The sequence below is a fragment of the Leucogemmata humicola genome (assembly GCF_055379415.1).
This window is the reverse complement of record NZ_AP040875.1, coordinates 1,304,119-1,320,986: the sequence shown is the minus strand read 5'-3', so window position 1 is coordinate 1,320,986 and position 16,868 is coordinate 1,304,119. Positions and strand designations below refer to the sequence as shown.

Sequence of the window (16,868 nt, the reverse complement as noted above, 5' to 3'; positions counted from 1 at the left end):
CGTTTCTGGTGTGTGGGTACAGTTCGCTTAGGCAGAACCGATGCCAGCCATGGCACTAGGCGGTCTCGACGGAGTACTTTCGTGGAATGCGAGTCATTCCCTTCGTCCTGATCCTCGGTGCGGTAGCCTGCGCGCACCCGGCAGCACACAGCGATTCAACCGTCACTCAGGCGGGCAGAATACATCCAGGCGAGCCCGCGCCGGCGCCATCGCAATTCCTCGGACTGCTCGGCGAGTACGACGCGCCCGCAGGAATGCGAGTCGTGCTCGAAGACAGCGGTCGTCTGTTCTTCGCCGACACCGTGCGACATCGATTGGCCCTGCGCGCGACGTCGAACGACGCCTATGCCATTTCGGCGACTCAGGCACAATCGATGTTCGGGAAGACCGCCGACGTCGTTCGCTTCGATCGCGATAAATCCGGACGCGCAACCGCTGCACTACTCGGCGGCGTACGACTCGCGCGGCGCGACATCGAACCGCGACCCGGAACGACGCAGCTGCAGGTGACGCCCGTGCGCCCGGTCGAACAAGTCCGCGTCGAAGCGCTCGCCGCATCCCCGCCGCGCGAAACCGGCAACTTCAAACCGGCGGATTTCGTCGAGCTCGTGCGACTCGACCCATCCATCAAGCTCGAGATTCGTTACGCGACGACGAACAACTTCCTCGGTACTCGCTTCTATGACCAGGCGCGCGCGTTCATGCAGCGCCCCGCCGCAGAAGCTGTCGTCCGGGCCAACGCATCTCTGAAACCCCTCGGTTACGGGCTGCTCATTCACGATGCGTATCGCCCGTGGTACGTCACCAAGATGTTCTGGGACGCGACGCCGCTCGACCGACGATGGCTCGTCGCCGACCCGAGCCAAGGTTCAAAGCACAACCGCGGCTCGGCGGTCGACCTCACGCTGTACGATCTCGCGACCGGCAAGCCCGTCGACATGCCGAGCACGTATGACGAGAGCACTGATCGCGCGTTTGCCGACTATCCAGGCGGCACGATGGCGCAACGCTGGCGCCGTGCCGTGCTGCGACGCGCCATGGTCGATCAGGGTTTTCTCATCAACCCAAGCGAGTGGTGGCACTTCGACTACAAGGATTGGAAGCAGTACGGCATCGGCAACGTCACCTTCGATCGGATCGGCCGCTGACGCTCTGGCATCCCTAGTGGTGCCAGAGTCCCACGACCAATTCGGCAACGATGAGCAGGACGATCGCGATCTCCAACAACTCGGCGCGCGCGGACTGCGACTCGGTATTCAGCATCGCGTACGTCTCGCGGAGAATCCCGAGCTTTCGCTCGATTCCTCGACGCCACGCCTCCTCGCGAAATAGCTCGAGCGAGGCAGCGTAGATGCGCGCCAAATAAACGTCGTTTGTCACCTTGAGGGCGTTCTCCACGCGCTCCACCGTTTCGGTGACATCCGCCACGCGCGTCTGCAAATCCGATAACACGGCGCGAAATCGGCCGGCCAGAACCGGACGCCGCCGAGCGCGCGCCGCCTCTGCGCGATCGTACAACCTCGGCAACTCGGCATCGAGTTGAAGGTCGTAGACCCGGAGCTCGAGTAGCTGAGCGTTGGCAAACTCCAGTACGTACTCCACGTCGCGGTCGTCAGCGCGCGGCTCGACAATGAGAGCGCTTTCCCACGTGAGAACCACGAGATCGTCCTCGTAGTACGAAAATCGATACGGGATCAACTCGCGCAACGCGGTCGGCGCCAACCGCCGTCGCTCACCAACGAGTAGCGCGACGAGCTGTTCGTCCGTGAACAGTGTAGACGTTGGCCTTCGAGCCGAGTCGCCGCCCGAAATACGATCGATACGATAGACCTTGTACTCCTCGGAGAGTGGCGCAACATTCGGCTTGTCGACCGACGTCGTGATTCGCTCGAGGAGTTTGCGGATCTCGGCATCCATCCGTGCGGCAATGTCGGCCGTCGCGTCGAGCGCATTGGCGAACTCCGCCAGGGATGTGACGCCAGTTCCGGGAAGAATCGGAACGCGAAGCTGCAGCGAGCAGACGCCGAAGTCGAACAGGTTCGCGCCGAGCATCGCGCGACGAGCCCCGCCGCCGACGGCGACGTCGACCGATCCCAGAGATACGAACAGCGGCGGATTGCGAATATGAATCGCGCGGGCCTCCAACCTGGCCGGCCGAACGCGTCCCCGCGTATTCTCGCCGAGCGTTGTGGCCGCGCGGTCGAGATCGATCGCGTAGCCGATGTCGTACAGCCGATAGACCGTCGCCGCGCCTTCAACCAGAACGTCAGTCGTCATCGCCAATCGTCGCCGAAACAGGCGCTACTCTGCGCATTCCGAGCCAAGACTACTTACGCCCTTGCGTAATTAGCCATTTGGCTAATAAGATACGATCATGGAAGACGCATTTCGCGCCCTGGCCGATCCCACTCGCCGCCAGATTCTCACCCTGCTGCGCGAGCGCGCACGAACGTCGGGTGAGATCGCCGCCGAGTTCGATACGTCGTGGCCGACGATCTCGCGTCACCTCGCCGTGCTGCGCGACGCCGGACTAATCCTCTCGGAGCGCAACGGCACGCAGCTCGTCTACGAGCTCAACACCACAACGTTCCAGGACGTCGTCGCTCAGGTCCTCGAGTGGTCGCGTCCTCCGAGGAAACGATGACACGAAAGTGGTTTCCTGCCGTCTTCATCATTGCCGCGCTCGCGCTCTCGCTGGCGACCTATCGCCACCTCCCTGACCAAATCGCGATTCACTGGGGCGGGGACGGCGAACCGAACGGATGGACGAATCGACCGTTAGGCGCATTCACCATCCCGTTCATCATGGCGATCGTCTGGGGCATGGTGGCGGGCGCTCCTGCTGTCGATCCTTATCGCGACAACTACCGGAAGTTCTTGGGATCGAACCTGTCGATCTACACTCTCGTATTGGCGATGATGCTCGCCATTCACATTGTCGTAATCGGCCTGGCGCTTGGCTACCGTCTCCCGTCCTTGTCCTAGCTCATCCGCGGAGCACTCACGACAAGGCGAGTCGGCCTGTTCGTGCGACGAATAGCCCGTCGATATGGGCGCTGTGGCGCAGATTTTCCTTTGGTTAGCAAGCGTACGCCTGAACACGTCTTGCATGCCTTATGGAGATGCACATGCGCATCGCAGCACTCGGCCTCTTGCTCGGCACCCTCTGTCTCGCAGCCTGCGACGACACGAATGACATAATCCTCGTTCCGCTCTCTCGCACCGGCACCTTCGTCCTCCAGACGATCGATGGCCGCGCGCTACCGGCGGTCGCCGTCGACTCCATCAGTCCTCCGCTTCGCATCGAGGTACTGTCTGGCGCGATCACGATCAACTCGAACAACACGTTCTCGGACATCTCCGCGTTCCGTCAAACGCTTGGCGGCACTGTTTCGACGATTTCCAGAGCGTGCACCGGCACCTACACCTTCGTCTCGAACACCTTCACGTTCGTCGAGTCGGGGGCGACAGCTGACTGCAATCGCACCTTCACAGGCGTCCTGACAGGCGCGACGCTTACGACGTCGCTGTTGGGCCAGACGGCCGTGTACATCCGGTAGCTGAACGAAAGAGAGGGCGTCGATGTCGGCGCCCTCTCTGCTCTGACGCACCGAGACGTCAGTCGTCGCCGCGCAGGGCGATGAACGGCTGGATCCGCGCGCTGACTCGAGCTGGCAGCACCGTGGCCAATAATGCGAGAACAATCAACGTGGTTGTCGCGCCCACCAGCGTCGTCGCATCTGTCGGCGTGACGTGATACAGGATCTCTCGCAGCAGGTGATTGGTCATCAGCGTCACGCCTAGCCCGACCACCACGCCGACTGCCGCAAGCCGCACTCCGCGCTCGAGCACCAATCGCGCGATCTCACGCGCCGTTGCGCCGAGTGCCATGCGCACGGCCAGCTCTCCGGTGCGCTGACGTACCATTGTCGTCATTACGCCGAAGAGACCAACTCCGGCGAGCAGCAGCGCGGCACTCGCAAACACGACGAGCAGCGCCGTATTCAAACGCGGATGGGCCAGCGGTTGTGCAAGCAAGTCGTCGAACGAACGTGCCGTCGCGAGCGCGACGCCCGGATCGACGTCGGCGATGATGGCGCGCAGCGAACTCACAATGGCGCTCGGCCGCCCACTCGCGCGAATGGCGAGCGTCGTCGGCGCGAATGGGAACGGCGACTGACGAAGCGAGAGATACACACTCGGCCGCGCATTTCGCAGCTCGCGATACCGAGTGTCAGGAACCACGCCAACGACGGTGTACGTGGGATTGCGCTGTAGCCGTTTGCCCAGCGGGCTCTGACCGGGCCAAAACCGATCGGCGACCGACTTGCTGATGATCGCAACAGGCACGCTGCCGCCGCGATCAGCGTCAGTGAACGTCCGTCCGGCGGTGATCGGAATGCCGAAGGTCGCGAAATAGTCCGGCGTCACCGCTTCGATGTTCACGAACGGATTCTTCGCTGCTTCATCGGGCGTCTGCCCGTCGACGGCTGGCCGAAAATCGATTCCGGCGTCCTGAAAAGGTGCGTTTCCAACCGGCGACACTGCCTCCACACCGGGAATTGCGCGTACCCGCGGAAGCAAACGATCGAGGAGCGCCAGCTGTTCGTCCTTTGCCCCGAACGACGCGCGGCGCATTGTCAGTTCGGCGATCAGCAGATGAGAGGCGTCGTATGCGAGGTCGACACGCTCGAGAGCGATTAGGCTCCGCACGACGAGGCCGGCCGACGACAGAATCACGAGCGCGAGCGCGATCTGGCCGGCGACGAGAAACTCCGTCGCCCGTCGCACACGCCGCGTCCCGCTCTGCCTGTTCCCGGAGCGCAACGTCGTCGTTGTATCCTGTTGCGTAGAGAGGACGGACGGCGCGATGCCGAAAATCAGCGTCGCGAGCGCGGCGATCGTCATCGCAACGCCGAGCGTCGCACCGCCAACCCTGATTTCATCAAGCCGAGGGAGATCACTCGGCGCCAGCGAGACGAACAAGCGGAGACCGACGACCGCCACGATCGCACCGAGCACTCCTCCAACGACTGCGAGCAGCGCGCTCTCCGCTAGTAGCTGACGAACGATGCGCAATCGGGACGCGCCCAATGCAGATCGTACCGCGATTTCTCGCATGCGGCCAACGCCGCGGACCAACAGCAAGTTTGCGACGTTGGTACACGTGATCAGCAGCAGCAATCCAACAGCGACTGCGAAGATGACGAGCGCCGGTTTGACGTCGCCCAGAATGATTGCGGGTAGCGTGTGAACCACGCCGTGCACGTCACGCTGAATCTCCGGCGCATCGGGGCGCGCAAAGAACACCGTCATTTCATCACGCGCGGCGTTCGCAGAGGCACCCTGTGCAAGACGCCCAACAGGATCGAGTTCGACGAATGGATGATCGGTTCCGAACGCGGCCGTCGCCGGCGCGACCGCCGTCCAGAAGTCGGTTCCGCGAGGGTAGTCGAGGCCCTGCGGCATTACACCGACGACGGTGAGGTCAACGCTCGTCTGTTGAATCTGAAATCGACGTCCCACCACGCGCGGGTCGCCGTTGAATTGATTTCGCCAGGCGGAATAGCTGAGCACCGCGACCGGAGCGGCGCCGAGCACGTCGTCCTCTGGCGTGAGCGCTCGGCCGAGGATTGGCTTGGCGTCGAGGACGCCGAAAAACGTCCCGGACACGAGCGCGCGGCGAAGACGCGTGACGCTGTTATCGAGCGTGATTGGCGTCGGGGACGCGCCTTCGCGGGCCACGAAGCCCACGCTGGCCAGAGCGCGTGAGCGTCGGCTGAAGTCCCGCGCTTCCTCGAGCGACAGCAAAGGCACGTTGTCGTATTGGCCATTCCGCGCCTGCCCCCAAAGGACGACGACGCGGTCCTGGTCGCGAACGGGCAGCCGTCGCAGCAGCAGCGCATCGGCGACACTGAACACCGCGGTCGCCAAGCCAATTCCTAGGGCCAGCGTGAGAATCGCTGCGCTGGAGAAGCCGCGCGCGCGTTTCAGGCTCCGAAGGGCAATTCGGAGGTCGTACGTCGTCGCCTCGAACATGAAGCCTGCCTCGTGGTGGGTACGATTCGGCCGCTCGCCCGGGGATAGAACCGGGCGTTCGACGTATACGACACTCCGCGGCGATTCGACCCTCCGGCCGGCCGCGGGAGGCCTCCCGATTGTCCCGATTTTCCACGGAAAGTACGCTAGTTAGATTCCCGATGGAATTTGTCGGTATTTAACCCTTCGTTGACTCGCGTATGCCGTACCCCTGTCAGCAAATTCGCGCCGTATGACGGCTATCTCTGGGCTGGTGCGCGACGCGCAGAGTTCGGAGGAGCGGCTCCACACGCGAATCGCGGTGGTGCTCGCGATCGTGCTGGTGCTGGGCGTGCTCGTCTGGCAGGCAGTCACGGCGGCTGGCAATCCGGATCCGCTCACCGCGAAATCAGGCGGCCTCGCGGCGGTGTTCGACGTTGGGGTTCTCGTCTTTCGAGAAGGACTGGAGTGCATCCTCGTACTGTCGGCCGTCACCGCCAGCCTTCGTGGCTCCGAGCAGGACTATCAGAAACCCATCGCGGGCGGTGCGGGCCTCGCGCTGTTGGCGACGGTGGTCACCTGGATGGTCGCCGTCGGAATCGTCAGCAACCTGATGGAGAGTATTCCTGCATTGCACGTGCAGGCGGCGACCGGCTTTCTGGCGGTGGTCGTGCTGCTGGTCGTGATGAACTGGTTCTTCCATAAGGTCTACTGGACCGGCTGGATCACGATGCACACGAAGCGTAAGAAAACGCTCCTCGAGTCGGCGCGCGATCCGCAGCGCGCGCGCAGCGGCGTGTTGTGGGGCTTCATCGTCCTCGGCTTCACGTCGGTCTATCGCGAAGGCTTCGAAGTCGTGCTGTTTCTCCAGAACTATCGGCTTCGAATGGGCGGCGCCACGGTCCTGAAGGGCGTGCTCGTCGGAACGATTCTGACCATATCGGTGGCGCTGCTCACCTTCGTCGCGCGTCGTCGCCTACCGTACAAGCGGATGCTCGTGTTGACGGGAATTCTCCTCGGCGCGGTGTTGCTCGTCATGGTCGGCGAACAAGCGCAGGAGATGCAGCTCGCGCACTGGATTTCGACGACACCGATTCCGAGTCTCGAGCGCATCCTTCCCGGGTGGGCAGGTCTGTGGTTCGCAGTGCTTCCGACTGTCGAAACGCTGGCGGCGCAGGCGCTGGCAGCTCTGCTGATCATCGGATCGTACTTCGCGGCGCAGCGCTCCAAGCACACGGTCGCGTAAGGCTAGGAGCGTCAGCGCGGGCCTGCGCGCGCGCATTCGTCGGGCTCGCTACGGTCGGTCCAGTGGTTAGAGTTTCTGCATGCGACTATCCGTGACGAAGTACCTGCCGCTCGCGCTCATGATCGGGCTGGCCGCATGTCCGTGCGACCCGTCCTCGCCTGGCGGACATCCCAGCCGAGTGACGTCGACGAGCACAGAGGTCCGCGGTCCGACGGGGAACCTCCAGTCGCGCGTCTTTGTGTCACTCAACGAAACGCGCGGCGATCCATGGCCACGGTCATTGACGGTGGCGCTGGAGGACTCAGCGTTCGGAACCCCAAGTCCGCTCTCCGGTCACATCAAACACATCCGCCTGCTCGACGGCGCACTCAACTCCGTGCAGGAAATCGAGAGCTATCCAGGCAACGCGAATACGAAGAGCATCATCACAGGTACCGTGACGTTCGCGACGTCGGAAACATCACGATACGACGCGATGCGCAGTCTCTTCATCAGCGGCAAAACTGTCCTCGAAATCGAGACGGATCTCCCGGGCCAAGAGCGAATGCGAATTCCCCTCTCTCGGTTCGACGCAAGCGGTTGGGCCACAAACGCCTGTGACTGAGCCACTCTGAACGCTCCCGTCAGGCCAGGATGTTCACCGCCCTCGCGGCGACGAGCGCCAGGGTGAGGAGCGAGATCGCCGACTCGAGCATCATCAACAGCTTCATTCGCGCAGTCAACGGCAGCGTATCGGTCGGGGAGAACGCCGTCGACGTGTTGAACGAGAAAAAGAGATAGTCGATGAAGCCAGGCGTTGCGTCGGCGTGGGGCGTGCCGGCCGGGAGCGTCATCTCCGGAAAGATGAACTCCGAAGGACGTCGCGGAGCGCGGCGGTCGAACGACGGCCCACCCCTGTCGAGCTCCCAGTACCACAGCGCAAAGACGATGACATTCGTCGCCCAGATGTTCAACGCGTCCATCAGCAGCGCCCGACCGTTGTGCGTCGTGCCCGCCATCAGCGCGCGAAGCAGCAGAAATAGCGCCCGTGCATTGGAAATACTGACGATCGCGACCAGCGCTATGCCGAGCGCGAGGTTGAATCGACGATACCAGTTCGCTGATTCCCACTCCCGAGTGGTGCGCGCGCGCCACGCCAGCATCTCGGCCCGGAGGGACAGCACGGTCAGCGGAATCAAAAGGGCGATCTCGAGCACAGGCGCGAGCCACCGTGTGCCGTAGCCGAAATCATTGATGAGCGTCAACTGCAGCGTCACGACGATCGCCGTGGCTCCACGCACGAGCCAACGGTCGAGCATCTCCGGATGTATGTCCCAGCGGTCGTCAGCCATGTCGCCCGAATCGACGCTCGGACGACGTGTGCTCGGCTATTGCACCATGGCCCTAGGCGATCGCGACTTAAAGCCGTTCAGAGTTCGCGTAGAGCTACCATTGGATCGACTCGCGTCGCTCGCCGAGCGGGAACAATGCAGGCCAACAGAGCAGCGAGCACGAGCAGCACAGCGGAGACCCCGAACACGCGAGGATCGGTTGCGCTTGTTTGGTAGAGCGCGGATTGCAGCGCCCGCGTCAGCATGAGAGATCCAACAACGCCCACCAATATTCCGGCCGCGGCAAGCAGGACGCCACGGCGTAGCACTAGGCGAACCACCCTCGCCGGCTCCGCGCCGAGCGCGAGTCGGATTGCAAGCTCACGCCTGCGCTTCGCGACCGAGTACGCGAGCGCGCTGTACGTGCCGATCGCCGCGAGGACGAGAGCCAGTACCGAGAACGCGGCGATGAGTCGCGCTTGGAAAAGTGGCTGCGCACGTTCCGTCGCCACCAAGGCAGGCAGAGGCGAGAGAAGTTCGACCGATTGGTCAGGCGCCACCTCGTGCATCACGCGGCGCATCGCCAGGGCCGCAGTCGCGAGATCGCCGGAGGTCCTGACGGAGAACTCGAGACTTGGCCCCCACATCGGACTGATCTGATTCAGCGGAAAGTAGACCGTACCCGGAGGCGATCGCTTGATGCTCCCTTGAATAGCATCGCCAACAACTCCCACCACCGACACCCAACCGCTCGGCGTAGGTGTGTCACTCGGCGGAAAAGTTAGCCAGGACATCCAGACGCGCTTCCCGATCGCGCTCTGTCCAGGCCACAGTTTGGCCGCGAACGACTCGCTGACGATGGCCACGCCTGGCGCGCGATCGTCGTCCGCGTTGGTGAATGAACGACCCGCAATGAGCGGCATTCCTAGCGTGCGGAAGTAATCGGGACTGACGAACGGCACGACGACATTCGGCTCCTTCTCCGCCCGTCCTTCAACGACGATCGGTCCGACGAATCCAGGACTCTCACCAACCAAGAACCGATCTTCCGCAGCCACGCTGACCGTTTGAGGAAGGCGCCCAAACTCCGAGAGGATTTGATCACGAAGGTGCCGCCGCCCTTCGCGTGAGCTCGACTGCTTTCCCCGCGGATCGATCCGCATCACCACCACGCCCTGGGGCTCGAAGCCGAGTCGGACACCTTGCAACCGTAAGAAGCTCTGCACGAGTAGCCCAGCGCCTGTCAGCAGCATCAACGCGAACGCGATCGCCGCGGCGGTGGTGACTTCGAGCACGAAATGACGTTCCGATACGCGATCGCCGCGGCCGAGCGTTGATTGCGGACGTTGACGTGAGGCTAGAATCGCCGGCGCGATTCCAGCGAGCAGGCCGCAGAGGAGGACAATACCAACGCTGAGCCAAAGTACGCGGCTGTCGACGCGCACCTGGTTGGCGAGCGGAATGGCGCCGGGCGGGGCAAGGCTCAACAGCGCGCGGACGCCCGCCCACGCCAGAGGAATTCCCGCCACGGCACCCGCCGTCGAAATACACAAACTCTCAATGAGCGATTGGTGAATGAGCCTCCGTCGGCTGGCGCCGAGTGCCGCACGAATCGCGATCTCGTGGGTCCGCGACATCGTGCGCATCAACATCAACCCGGCGACGTTCGAGCATGCGATTGCGAGCACGAGTGCGACGGCAGCCGCGAAGAAGAGCAACGGCCGTCTGGCGTTTCGACTTTCCTCAGGAGAGAGTGACGGCGGAGCCAGAAGCAATTCGCGAAGCGGAAGCACCTGCGCTGGAGTGCTCGCCTTAGCTGCCGCCGGCGGCTTCCACGATCGATAGCCCGTGGTTAGCGCAATGAATGACGTTTTGCTCATCGACGTGAGCTCCGCCAGCGCCTGTTCGCGCGTGACGCCCGGTCGAAGCCGTCCGATGACCGGCCCGTTGTCGTCGAAGAACATCGGATCCACGGCAATGGCGCGCCAATACTCCGCCCCAGGATTTGGAGAAACACCGCGAACCGGCGCTTGAGCAGGCAGGCTCGGGAAATCGAAGCCTTCCGGCATCACGCCAATGACGGTGTGTGACTCGCCGTCGAGCAAAACCTCTCGCCCGATAACGGTGCTGTCAGATGCAAATCGCTCTCGCCAGAGCTTGCTGCTGATCACGACTACGCCCGCGCCCCATCGGGCTCCCTCGCCCGACACGAATGTTCGACCGATCGCTGGTTTGACGCCAAGAACTGAAAAGAAATCCGTAGTGACGAGGGCTCCAGGAATCGTCGCGGCGTCGCCCACGCCGGTGAGTCGAACACCGTACGGAATGAGCATCGCAACGCGCTCGAACGAGCGATTCGTTTGGCTGAACGTCACGAAGTCGCGACCGAATAGCGCAGGCGCCCCGAGGCGGCCCTTCGCATACGACGGCCAGTACGACACGACCATCAGGCGATCTGATTCCGGAAATGGGAGCGGGTGCAACAACACGCCGTTCACGACGGTGAAGACAGCGGTGTTGGCGCCGATCGCGAGGGCAAGCGTGAGTACGGCAACGGCCGTGAAGCCCGGCCGGTGAACGAGTCCGCGCATCGCATAGCGAACGTCCTGCTCGATCACGTCGATCACGGAACTGCCTCGCGCCTGCCGAGCCTCTTCACGCCATCGTGTCGTGCCGCCGAACTCGTGCAATGCACGCCGACGCGCATCCTCGCTCGACAATCCACGCGCCTCGTGCTTTCGCGTTTGGCGATCGACGTGGAATGCAATCTCCTCTGCCATGTCGCGATCGGCATCGTTGCGCCGAAAGAACGCGCGAAGGGAGTACAGCCAACCCGTCAGTCGAGACATGTGTCCCCGATGCCTAGGTCGTTCGGAGAATGAGGTTCACCGCGCGAGACGAACGTTCCCATTCCTGGCGTTCTGACTCGAAGTGCTTGAGTCCCGAGCGCGTGATCTGGTAGTAGCGCGCACGACGATTGTTCTCAGTAATCCGCCACTCGGCGGTGATCATCCCAGCGCGGAGCAGCCGCTCGAGCGTTGGATAGAGCGTGCCTTGGTTCACCGTGAACACGTCGCGCGAGAGATCCTGAATGCGCTCGCCAATCCCCCAGCCGTGCATCGGCTCGAGCGACAGCGTTTTGAGCACGAGCATCTCGAGCGTGCCCGGGACGATGGATGAATGGTCGGGTGCCACGGCTTCCTTTTGTTTGCCCACAGGAGAATACGACGGCTTCTTTGGCTTAGCAAGAGGAGTGTCGACGCTGGCGCGGCCACGCTTGCCGCACTCAGCCGGCGGGAGTATTTTCGCCGCTCTCGAACGAGCCATCGCCATGATGTCGCCCCAGGTGTACGAGGACGCCCGAGCGAACGCGCCCATCCACGTTCAACTGTGGCAGGCCCGCGGCCAGGAACCACGTCGCGGCGCATCGTCCATCCTCGCGACCGCACGAGTCGTTCGAATCTTTCGCGACCGCGAGCGCTCGGTGTATCTCGGAAAGCGCATCACCTTCGACGTACCCATCATCGGGCCAGTCGGCCCTGACGGGCCAACACCGAGCGGAACGATCTATCACGACTGGGAACTCCTGGGACGCTCGCACTGGCTCGAGGCGTTCATGGAGTCGTACGACGGAAGGATCGAGTTGGTGCTCTCGCAGATCGCCGCAATCCGTCGTCCGACGCTGCGGCCGGTATGCGGGCCGGAGCAAGAGGGATTTCTTTGCCGAGGGAACGTGCCGTGACTGAATCATCGTTGACCAGCGACGCGCTCAAGGCGTCAGTCATTCCCTACACCAACTATCGTATCGCGCTGGCCACCGCGGTCCTGGGCAGTGCCGGCGCGTCGCTCGCGTGGCTCGCGTATCTGGCCTACGAGGCGCGCGACTGGCAATTGGTCATCGCCGTGGTGGTCGGCGCGGCGCTCGGCTTCGTTGTCCACTGGCTTCAGCACTACGTCAGCGTGGCGGCACGCGAGCAACGCGGCGAAGCGCCCGGGCACCACGGCTCGAGTCGGCCGCTCGTGGCGCTCCTCTGGGCCACGGGGTTCGGATTCGTCGCGCTCGCGTCCGAACATCTCGTCGCACACATGGTCGCGGAGTTTCTCCGCCCGTTCCTCGCGTCGCTCGCGTCGCTCGTGCCCGCCGGCGCGATCATCGGTTGGTCGATGAGCCGCGGCCGAAGTCAGGACAAGAACCTGCTTCAGTTCCTCGCGGACGGATTGCTGATCGGCGGTTCGATCGCGGTTGTCACGGGCATCATCTGGACGATCGCCTTCGGCCATGCACCGTGGCTCGCGCTCGTGTCGTGGTGGGGACTGATCGGACTCGGAACGCATGCCATGACGGGATCCGAACGCAACGCGGTGCGGATTGGAGATCCCATTGCGGCGGTGATGTTCGTGTTCGTCGGCACGTTCCTGATCAACCTGCTGCCGACGACGGCGTCGACCTACGACAAACTCGGCGCGTTCAAAACGCTACCGGTGATCATCCGAACTATGGCGGCGGAGATTCAGGAATCACCCGGAGTTCCCGCCACGTTCTGGGTCGAGGCGGAGCAACGACTCGCCGCCGAACATGCGAAGTCCGAGGGCGAGCACGTCGCGCTGCAGGGCGTCCAGACGCAGCGGCCCGACACATCGCGATTGGTCGTAGCCCCCGTCGACATTCGGAAGGCGGTGGACAACCTGGTGAACGGAACGCCGAAGGTCAGCGCGGTGACGCGTGTGGTGACTCAGACTCGCGCCACATGGAAACAGCTCGCGCGCTCGTGGTTCATCATCCTCTTCTTCGCGCTCGGTGTTGGCGCGGCACCGGCGGTGGAACGCGCCCTCAGGCCTACCGACTATCCGAACAGCGAAACCTTCCGACGCGACATCATACTCGGCGTATCGATGGTGGCGCTGCTTGTCGTCGCGTGCGTGGTTGGCCGCTACGGGCCGGGCCACGAAGAGGCGCGTACGGTTGGCGCGACCTCGGGGCCTGCCGCGTGGCGGTCCCTTGCTAGCCGCGAGTCGCAAGCCACGCCGCAAGCTCCTCGCGCGTCGCCAGGACGGTCTCGTTCGCAGTGAGCTGCGGATGCACGTCGGTGTCGGCATAGCCCGTGGGGCGGCCGGTGGTCTTCGAGACGATCCATGAATTGTTCTGCTCGCGCGGCTTTCCGCGCATGAGCATGCGTGGTGTTTGGCCGAGTAGCGCGGAGACCGCGCTATAGGTGGCGCGCTGTTGGTGCTGATTGAGCGCGGCGAGAATTCCGTCCAGGTGGTGCGTCGGCATCGATGGCTCCGGAAAGAGAAATTGATGCGAACAACTTTGCATCGTTCCGGAAACGGAGCGTCGCCATTTTTGCTTGCGGCGGCGCAAACGAGCGCCGCCGATCTTGGGATCGGGTACTACTTGCCAGTCAGCAAAACGCGATTCGTCGAGAGCGTTCCGCCGGCGCTCGGCATCGCGATGACTACAACACCGTTTCCGACGGCGAGCGGCTTGGACGTCGCCTTGATCTCGGTTACCGGCGTGCTCGGGGGAATCGTGACGCTCGTCGATCCGCCGGCGTACTGCACCACCATCGCCGAGCCGGAGCTGTTGGCGACGCTGCCATTTGACATTCGTGATGCTGATGGTGAGGCGGCACCATTGGTCATTTGCGAGCCGCCGGTCATCATGCGGCTCCCCTCTCCGAGGCCGCGCAGCGCGTCGGGAAAGATGTGAATCTCCGTCGCCCGTTCGCTGCCGTCTGGTTGCTTGACCGTCGTCACGCCAATGAAGGTGTTGTTCTTCACGTTGGCGAGCACGCTCGGTCCGCGATCGTAGACTGTCACGGGCGACGTGAGCGTGACGGTCTTGTTGCCACTGTCGGTGGTGACAACCAACTGAGTGGCCGAGACGCTGGCGATCGTGCCGCGAATCATCGTCATGGTGTCGGCCGATGGGGCGGGCGCGGCAGCGGCGCCGGGCACAGCAGGCTGAGGCGTCGACGTGTCGACGACCGCGTTCTTCGGCTTGCTACAGGCGGCGAACGCGACCGTCACTGCTAGCGCTGTCACGCCGATGCTGAGTATCGGGCCTATACGAGTCATGCGGCGAACGTTCTGCATGAGCCGTGCTCATGTTTCGTTCCGCCCCTTACTCTTGTTACCGCATCTCTAATATGCGATCGGCGGCCTCGGGAGCGGAACGAACAGCGGCCCCCATTGCGGTACCTTCCAAGGGTTGTTGCGGAGAGCGAGCGGCTCTGTGCCCGGAAGAAAATACTCCGTATACCGTGCTCCGAACGCCGTCGACGCGGTCGCGATCTGCCCCGTGGTGCGATCGATCTCGGCGTACACGAGTCCCTCCGGCGGAGCCCCCCACGGTTTGATGGTCTGCTCATCGGCGTAGTAGCGACCAATCATCTGCCCCCAGATCGGCGCCGCGAGCAGTCCTCCGACTGCGCCGGGAGCAATCGATTTCGGCGTGTCGAAGCCGAGCCACACGCCGGCGACGATCTGCGGCGTCATTCCTACGAACCAGACGTCCTTGTTGTCGTTCGTCGTCCCTGTTTTGCCGGCAATCGGAACGTCCTCCCTCACGGCCTTCCGCGCAGCGATGCCGCTACCGCGTTCGGCGGCATCGCGCATCATGTCCCGCACGATGAACGCCACTCGAGGATCCAGCACCTGTTGCGGACTCGATGCTGGAACTCTGAAGACCTTTCGGCCGTTGGCGTCCTCGATCCAGTCGATGAATCGCGGCTGAACGATCGCACCGTTGTTGGCGAACGCGGTGTACGCCGCGACGATTTCGATCGGATGCACCATTGACGCACCGATCGCACTGGCCGGAACAGGTGCGATTCGACTGGCGATGCCGAGTCGTTGAGACAGCGCGGCGACCGAATCCATGCCGACGCGAAGCCCGAGTTGTATCGCCACCATGTTTCGCGAGTGAACCAGCCCCTCACGCATCGTCATCGCGATGTTCGTTGGCAACCCGTCGCGCACAGTGGTGAATCCCCAGAACGCGCCATCTGCCTCACCGGGTTTGTACGCGGGCTGTCCGGCGGGCATGGGGATTTCGAGTGCCGTATCTGGCACGATCGTATTGACCGAGACACTGTCCTCGATCGCCTTGGCGTACACGATCGGCTTAAACGACGACCCAGGCTGCCTCGTGGCGATCGTCGCACGATTGTATTGCGAGCGCCCGTAGTCTCGGCCACCGACGAGAGCGAGCACGTCGCCATTCGACGGATCGATCGCGACCGTCATCGCCTGTAAGTAATCCGTCTGCCCAGGTTTTGCCGCTGCCAGCGTGACGTGCTTATACCCCTTCGCCTGTTCGATCTGCTTTGTTCCGTCGACGACGGCAGCGACCGCGGACCGCTGCAGCACCGGATTGAGTGTTGTGTAAATCCGATAGCCGCCATTCATCCAGAGGACGGTCGAGCGCGTAGCCGCCGCCTTCACCGCGTCGACGAAGTAACCAGCCGCCACGGACATACCCGCATTCGGCGCCGTGTGAAGCAATTCCGCCTTGGTCTTATCAGCCACCGCCTGCGTGATGAGCTTTTGATCGGCCATCATCTGCAGGATGAGATTTCGCCGCGCCAGCGCGACTGCAGGATGTGCGATTGGATCGTAGTGCGGCTGGGACCGCGGCAGACCCGCGATCGTCGCCGCCTCGGCAAGCGTCAATTGCGATGCCGGGTGGCCAAAATAGTGGCGCGCCGCTGCGTCGACGCCAAACCATCCGTGTCCGAGATCGATCTGGTTGAGATACGCTTGGAGGATCGTGTCCTTGGGATAGTGGCGCTCCATTTCGCGCGCTGCCGACTCGCCTCGCAGTTTCCGCGAGTACGTCTTTTCCCGGCGGTCGATGGCGTCGGGGTGCATGTAACCAACGAGTTGTTCGGTAATGGTGCTTCCACCGCCACGATTGGTGCGAAGTAACTTGCCGACGATCGCTCCGCCAACGGCGCGCACGTCCACGCCGTCGTGTGCGTAAAACCGTTGATCCTCAACGGCAACGAACGCCTTTGGCACATAGGGCGGCAACGATGCGATCGGCACGCTCCGGCGTATCTCGCGACCAATCTCTCCAATGAGAGAACTATCGCGAGCGAAGACGAGCGTGGATTGGGTGAGCGGAATGATGGTCCACGCTTGACCGGTCCTGCCCGGGGCCTCTTGCGCCGTCAGGCGCGGGGCGATGGCGACGATTGTTGTCAGCGTGGCGCGCCGGGCTGCGGCGACAATTGCTGCGTGCAGCTGCTGCCGCATATCCGACATCGAGGCGCGATGCCTGGTTGAGGTGC

General features: G+C 63.2%; 16 protein-coding genes. 8 read left to right on the top strand and 8 right to left on the bottom strand.

The genetic code is table 11. The features are described from left to right. The first annotated feature begins 86 nt into the window (after positions 1-86). Positions 87-1,148: a M15 family metallopeptidase gene (locus tag AC6H4Z_RS05510; protein WP_497545735.1), complete on the top strand. Its 1,062-nt coding sequence runs from the start codon at positions 87-89 to the stop codon at positions 1,146-1,148. Positions 1,149-1,161: 13 nt separating this feature from the next. On the opposite strand, the gene AC6H4Z_RS05505 is transcribed toward AC6H4Z_RS05510, so the two are convergent. Next, positions 1,162-2,277: a hypothetical protein gene (locus AC6H4Z_RS05505; RefSeq protein WP_497545734.1), complete on the bottom strand. Its 1,116-nt coding sequence runs from the start codon at positions 2,275-2,277 to the stop codon at positions 1,162-1,164. A 97-nt stretch (positions 2,278-2,374) separates the two neighbouring features. Here AC6H4Z_RS05505 and AC6H4Z_RS05500 point away from each other — a divergent pair, with 97 nt between their 5' ends. The 3 genes from AC6H4Z_RS05500 (at position 2,375) to AC6H4Z_RS05490 (ending at position 3,560) form a co-directional block, all read left to right on the top strand. Continuing rightward, positions 2,375-2,644, top strand: coding sequence for an autorepressor SdpR family transcription factor (locus tag AC6H4Z_RS05500; RefSeq protein ID WP_497545733.1), 270 nt, complete (start codon positions 2,375-2,377; stop codon positions 2,642-2,644). Continuing rightward, positions 2,641-2,985 carry a DUF1648 domain-containing protein gene (locus AC6H4Z_RS05495; RefSeq protein ID WP_497545732.1) on the top strand — a complete coding sequence of 115 codons (345 nt, stop codon included), beginning with the start codon at positions 2,641-2,643 and terminating at the stop codon, positions 2,983-2,985. The genes AC6H4Z_RS05500 and AC6H4Z_RS05495 overlap by 4 nt, the downstream gene beginning before the upstream one ends. 143 nt (positions 2,986-3,128) lie before the next feature. Continuing rightward, entirely contained in the window at positions 3,129-3,560 is a 432-nt protein-coding gene (locus tag AC6H4Z_RS05490) for a hypothetical protein (RefSeq protein WP_497545731.1), read from the top strand. A 58-nt stretch (positions 3,561-3,618) separates the two neighbouring features. On the opposite strand, the gene AC6H4Z_RS05485 is transcribed toward AC6H4Z_RS05490, so the two are convergent. Next, positions 3,619-6,039 (bottom strand): ABC transporter permease, encoded by a 2,421-nt coding sequence (locus AC6H4Z_RS05485; RefSeq protein WP_497545730.1) that lies wholly within the window; start codon positions 6,037-6,039, stop codon positions 3,619-3,621. 232 nt (positions 6,040-6,271) lie between these two features. On the opposite strand from AC6H4Z_RS05485, the gene AC6H4Z_RS05480 reads away from it, so the two are divergent. Both AC6H4Z_RS05480 and AC6H4Z_RS05475 read left to right on the top strand, forming a co-directional pair. Next, positions 6,272-7,264 carry an FTR1 family protein gene (locus AC6H4Z_RS05480; RefSeq protein WP_497545729.1) on the top strand — a complete coding sequence of 331 codons (993 nt, stop codon included), beginning with the start codon at positions 6,272-6,274 and terminating at the stop codon, positions 7,262-7,264. 79 nt (positions 7,265-7,343) lie between these two features. Further along, the gene (locus tag AC6H4Z_RS05475; protein WP_497545728.1) at positions 7,344-7,868 is read left to right on the top strand and encodes a hypothetical protein; all 525 of its coding nucleotides are present in this window, start codon (positions 7,344-7,346) and stop codon (positions 7,866-7,868) included. 19 nt (positions 7,869-7,887) lie between these two features. Here the strand turns inward: AC6H4Z_RS05475 and AC6H4Z_RS05470 are convergent, their stop codons facing one another. From AC6H4Z_RS05470 to AC6H4Z_RS05460, 3 genes are all read right to left on the bottom strand, one after another. Beyond that, on the bottom strand, positions 7,888-8,595 hold the full coding sequence (locus tag AC6H4Z_RS05470; RefSeq protein ID WP_497545727.1) for a hypothetical protein: 708 nt from the start codon (positions 8,593-8,595) through the stop codon (positions 7,888-7,890). Between the two features lie 77 nt (positions 8,596-8,672). Further along, positions 8,673-11,423 (bottom strand): ABC transporter permease, encoded by a 2,751-nt coding sequence (locus tag AC6H4Z_RS05465; RefSeq protein WP_497545726.1) that lies wholly within the window; start codon positions 11,421-11,423, stop codon positions 8,673-8,675. Positions 11,424-11,436: 13 nt separating this feature from the next. Then, entirely contained in the window at positions 11,437-11,901 is a 465-nt protein-coding gene (locus tag AC6H4Z_RS05460) for a PadR family transcriptional regulator (RefSeq protein ID WP_497545725.1), read from the bottom strand. A gap of 4 nt (positions 11,902-11,905) precedes the next feature. Here AC6H4Z_RS05460 and AC6H4Z_RS05455 point away from each other — a divergent pair, with 4 nt between their 5' ends. Continuing rightward, positions 11,906-12,316 (top strand): hypothetical protein, encoded by a 411-nt coding sequence (locus AC6H4Z_RS05455; RefSeq protein WP_497545724.1) that lies wholly within the window; start codon positions 11,906-11,908, stop codon positions 12,314-12,316. Further along, on the top strand, positions 12,313-13,644 hold the full coding sequence (locus AC6H4Z_RS05450; protein ID WP_497545723.1) for a hypothetical protein: 1,332 nt from the start codon (positions 12,313-12,315) through the stop codon (positions 13,642-13,644). The genes AC6H4Z_RS05455 and AC6H4Z_RS05450 overlap by 4 nt, the downstream gene beginning before the upstream one ends. Here AC6H4Z_RS05450 and AC6H4Z_RS05445 read toward each other — a convergent pair. The 3 genes from AC6H4Z_RS05445 to AC6H4Z_RS05435 all read right to left on the bottom strand — a co-directional run bounded on the left by AC6H4Z_RS05445 (position 13,577) and on the right by AC6H4Z_RS05435 (position 16,842). Then, the gene (locus tag AC6H4Z_RS05445; protein WP_497545722.1) at positions 13,577-13,849 is read right to left on the bottom strand and encodes a hypothetical protein; all 273 of its coding nucleotides are present in this window, start codon (positions 13,847-13,849) and stop codon (positions 13,577-13,579) included. The genes AC6H4Z_RS05450 and AC6H4Z_RS05445 overlap by 68 nt on opposite strands. 116 nt (positions 13,850-13,965) lie before the next feature. Next, positions 13,966-14,670 (bottom strand): hypothetical protein, encoded by a 705-nt coding sequence (locus AC6H4Z_RS05440; protein ID WP_497545721.1) that lies wholly within the window; start codon positions 14,668-14,670, stop codon positions 13,966-13,968. Between the two features lie 48 nt (positions 14,671-14,718). Beyond that, positions 14,719-16,842, bottom strand: a complete 2,124-nt coding sequence (locus AC6H4Z_RS05435) for a penicillin-binding protein 1A (RefSeq protein ID WP_497545720.1) — start codon at positions 16,840-16,842, stop codon at positions 14,719-14,721. Between the last annotated feature and the right edge of the window lie 26 nt (positions 16,843-16,868).